Origin of the sequence: Nostoc sp. KVJ20 (assembly GCF_001712795.1) — a bacterium.
Classification (GTDB): Bacteria; Cyanobacteriota; Cyanobacteriia; order Cyanobacteriales; family Nostocaceae; genus Nostoc.
This window is the reverse complement of the sequence record NZ_KV757834.1, coordinates 1-4,394: the sequence shown is the minus strand read 5'-3', so window position 1 is coordinate 4,394 and position 4,394 is coordinate 1. Positions and strand designations below refer to the sequence as shown.

5 protein-coding genes and 1 pseudogene are annotated in these 4,394 nt (G+C 41.1%); 1 reads left to right on the top strand and 5 read right to left on the bottom strand.

Annotated features, from left to right (window positions below):
* The 5 genes and pseudogenes from A4S05_RS38095 to A4S05_RS38075 all read right to left on the bottom strand — a co-directional run.
* A pseudogene (locus A4S05_RS38095) lies at positions 1-480 on the bottom strand (hypothetical protein); the annotation flags it as partial.
* Positions 481-511: 31 nt separating this feature from the next.
* Entirely contained in the window at positions 512-829 is a 318-nt protein-coding gene (locus A4S05_RS38090; RefSeq protein ID WP_069074905.1) for a hypothetical protein, read from the bottom strand.
* Between the two features lie 21 nt (positions 830-850).
* Positions 851-1,087: a hypothetical protein gene (locus A4S05_RS38085; RefSeq protein WP_069074904.1), complete on the bottom strand. Its 237-nt coding sequence runs from the start codon at positions 1,085-1,087 to the stop codon at positions 851-853.
* Between the two features lie 99 nt (positions 1,088-1,186).
* Complete coding sequence (locus tag A4S05_RS38080) at positions 1,187-1,585, bottom strand: ankyrin repeat domain-containing protein (RefSeq protein WP_069074903.1); 399 nt, start codon at positions 1,583-1,585, stop codon at positions 1,187-1,189.
* Positions 1,586-1,746: 161 nt separating this feature from the next.
* Positions 1,747-1,998: a hypothetical protein gene (locus A4S05_RS38075; protein WP_069074902.1), complete on the bottom strand. Its 252-nt coding sequence runs from the start codon at positions 1,996-1,998 to the stop codon at positions 1,747-1,749.
* 121 nt (positions 1,999-2,119) lie between these two features.
* Here A4S05_RS38075 and A4S05_RS38070 point away from each other — a divergent pair.
* Positions 2,120-4,394: VIT domain-containing protein (locus A4S05_RS38070; RefSeq protein ID WP_069074901.1), on the top strand; the 2,275-nt coding region annotated here is incomplete at its 3' end.

The following is a 4,394-nucleotide window of genomic DNA, read 5'->3' as shown; positions in this document are numbered from 1 at the left end:
GGAAGTTTGTAGAGATTTCCAAATTAAACAATCGAATTTTGACTGAATGCGGTCTACTAAAGCCAGTGCTAGGGCGGTTTTGCCAATACCAGCGATACCATTAATGGTGATTAATTTACAGTTTTGACTGGTGATCCATTCTTCTAATTGTGCCAATTCCTGATTTCGTCCATAGAAGCTTTCGATATCAGGTGCTTCATTCCATTCTCGGTAAAGTGTGGGGATGTCTGCAATAGGTTCTAAGTCTGCGTGGGATAATTCTGCGATCGCTTCCCAGTTGACAATACCAACAGCTTGACAGATCGCGATAAAAATTTCTCGCTGAATGCGATCGCCTTGCCAAAATCGGCGTAAAGTAGCTCTAGAGGTATGGGCATCTTGCCACCAACGCGCCGTGCTAGTTTTTGTCCAACCTAGACGTTGCCGGGATTTGTCTACAATTGCTAGTCCTGCTGTTGATGCTTTCAGCGAGTTTGACATACATCTATGGTTTAGATTCCGAATTCTTAGATCAGTCGGGGATCTGGGAATGATTTTCAAACAATTCTAATAAACCAATTGTACCCACAAAAAAAGTATAAATTCCATATTGAATTGGCTGATGATTTTTCCCAGGTGCATAACAAGCGGCAATGATTCCTTCAATGAAATGAGCCGACAATGCCAAGTGAGCAATTATCAAAACTGGATTTAAGATAATGGGTAGATGATTGTTAGTTGTTAATGCTTGAATATTACATAATTCTAAGCCTATTGCAGTTGCGATCGCTACTATAGATATTACTTTAATTATGGGGAATAGTTTTTCTTTGATATCTTTTAAATTCATGTTATTTACCAATATTTTGTTTCAGTTTTGCCAATCTTCCAAAGCTACGGGTTCTGTTGGATTTTCATAACGGTATGGCTGTGTATCGTGCAAAGGATAAAGATTTGTATTTGATTGGGGTTTTAGTGCTACTTGGTTATCTGGAGTTTTAGCTTCCAGAATAATCACTTCCACAGCGTCCCCTGCATGAAAAGGTAAACCCTGTAGTATCAGGTTTCCATCTTCAGTTAACACTATTTCTATCTTGTGAGCGTTCATATTTAAACTCTTTTCTTCAGAATTAGGATAGGAATGGAATAAAGATGTCCAGAAAACGAACTACAGGATTTCCAGATGATTGGTCATATTTCCATTGAGCTAATTGTTCTGATCTAGGGTTCTCTGTGCAATTGCTTGCAGTTCTGGCGAAGTTAGTGGAACCAAGTAATCAAAAATCTTTTTATTACGAGCAAATTCATGACTATGAGAAAAAGCATTCTTGCAATGATAGGCAGATATATTTAAAGGGAATTCATCTGGATCTGAGCCTCTGATATTGACATCTGCGCCAGCCTCAACTAGCAATTTAACCATGTCTAGAGATTCTTCAAAAACTGCATACATTAAAGGAGTCCAATAAAGTTCGCTACTGTCTCTTGCATTGATATCTTTTTGCAGAGGAATGAGAGCTTGAACTTCTTCCAAATAATGAAAGTAAATTGCTCGAATCAGTGCTTCGGCAAAATCTCCATCAGGTATAGTGTAGTCTCCATACATTCTTTTTTTCCTCATGCTAGTTTTTATTATAGTTACTAACATTTTAACTCTACCTTTTAAGCCTTTTTTTATATAGGATTAGTATTTGATTTTTGAAATACACGTAGGGTATGTTAGCGAAGCGTCACGCACAAAAATTTTCGGACTCACTGAGAATTAATTCAAGCATCTCTTGAAGCTGTACTAGCTATATTTATTGCTTCTAAAAAGTCACCAAGTGGTAATTTTAATTCCGACAAAAAATCTGGAGTAACATATTCTGAGTATATATCTATTTCCATTTTTTCAACACCTTTATCTTTATTGATTTGTGCAACCTGTTGCCCCTTATATTGTATCTCAACAGTCATTTCATTATATTTAAGGTCACTAAGATAAAGAATTTCAAAACCAGAATCTAGATTTATAGCCATTTTGAACCTCTTATCCCACTAAACCCATCACTGAGCCAATAACTGAGCACAAAACTGAGCATATCTCCCAAAAAAACGCGCCTACGCTAGAGACAGCAAACAAAAGCGTCAGGTAAAAATTATGACTCAAACCCTAGAACAACAACCCAGTGGTTTATATCTGCAAAACTCCAACCAACAGATTGCCTTTCCCTTCAAACACACCGAGGTAAAAGCCAAAATCGCTGGTAACATCTCACGAGTGGAAGTTACCCAAAGCTTTGAAAATCCCTTTACCACAACCCTAGAAGCTGTTTATATCTTCCCCTTACCCGATGAAGCTGCCGTTGATGATATGCTGATTCGCATAGGCGATCGCACAATTCAAGGCGCTGTAGCCATCTACGAACAAGCCAGAAAACAAGGACAGACAGCCGGACTCCTCGAACAAGAACGAGACAATATCTTCACCCAATCCCTGGCGAACATCAAACCAGGTGAACAAATTGATGTGATTATTCGCTACAGCGACAGCCTAAAATTTGAAGGTGGAAATTATGAATTCGTCTTCCCGATGGTTGTTGGCCCCCGTTATATTCCCGGAATCACCATCGCAGAAAATGCAGTCGGGGGTGGTTCAGCTATTGCACCCATGACTTTAAATCAAGATACTGATTTAGTTCCAGATGCTTCCCGCTTGAATGCTCCCATTTTACCGTCGGGGATGCGCTCAAGTCATGATATTAATGTCACCATAGAAATTAATGCTGGCGTTGAAATTCAAGATATTAACTCACCCTCTCACCAAATCCAAATCATCCGTGAAGGACAGTTGGTAAATGTCAAATTAGGAGGTGGAGACACCATACCCAACAAAGACCTAATTTTACGCTATCAAGTTAGCAGTAATAACACCCAAACAACTACGCTTACTCAAGCTGATGAACGGGGTGGACACTTTGCACTATACCTGATTCCCGCCCTTGAATACCGTCCCGAAGAGATTGTCGCCAAAGATATGGTGTTTCTCATCGACTCCTCTGGTTCTCAAAGTGGCGAACCACTGATGCAATGTCAGGAATTGATGCGTCGTTTTATCAATGGACTCAACCCTGACGACACCTTTAACATTATTGATTTTTCCGATACCACACAGCAACTTTCACCCGTTCCCCTCTCCAACACTTCCCAAAATCGCTCATTAGCAATCAACTATATCAATCGCTTAAACGCTGGCGGGGGAACAGAGATGTTAGGCGGTATTCGCACCGTCTTAAACTTAAAAGCCACAAATCCGGGACGCTTGCGAAATATTGTTTTATTAACTGATGGCTATATCGGTAACGAAAACCAAATTTTAGCAGAAGTTAAACAGCGTCTCCAGCCAGGAACCCGCCTTCATAGCTTTGGTGCAGGTAGTTCGGTGAATCGTTTCTTACTCAATCGGATTGCAGAATTAGGACGGGGTATTGCTCGGATTATTCGCCACGATGAACCTGTAGATGAGGTGGTAGAAAAATTCTTCCGCCAAATCAATAATCCAGTCCTCGCCAATATCCAATTGCAATGGGAAGGTGATGGGGAATCTCCAACCATGTATCCATCGACACCACCAGATTTATTTGCAGAGCAACCGTTAGTGCTATTTGGACGCAAATCAGACGCGCATTCTGGAAAGTTGCACATCACTGGCATTGCTGCGGGTGGTAGGCGTTATCAGCACAGTTTTCACCTGAATTTTCCCCAAACAGGTAATCCTGCAATTGCTCAACTTTGGGGACGTTCCCGCATCAAGGATTTGATGAATCAAATGGTGAGTGGCGATACAAAGGGAGGTGTGGAAGCTGTGACAGATACGGCTCTGGCCTATCAACTGTTATCGCAATATACTGCTTTTGTTGCCGTCAGTGATGATATCAGAGTCAATCCCAACGAGGATTCTGTATCTGTGCAAGTACCTGTGGAAATACCTGAAGCTATCAGCCATGAGGGTATTTTTGGTAACGTTGCTGCTGGCGCAGCTCCTGGGGGTGGAATACTAAGTCAGCAAATGGTAAGCAGTCGCCGGGAAGCTAAGAAACAATCTGCACCACTGCCACCATCACCAATGTCTGCACCTGCTCCAGCAAAACCGATGGCACGCTTTGAAGATATGGAGTCATTGGCGATGGAAAAAGATATTCCAGCATCAGAGCCGGAAATTGGATTTGCAGAGGTTGATGAGTTTAGTAATTTTGACCGCTTGTCATCAGTTTATGAACAAGTGATGCCACAGTTTGAAGAGATGGACGTGGATGATCAATTAGAAGATTTAAAGGTCTTACTGAAAGAAGAATCTTCTATCCCTCACTTACAGATTGTGAGCGTCACGGGATTGGATCAGCAGATGATTTCTCTGCTGACTCAATACTTGCAAG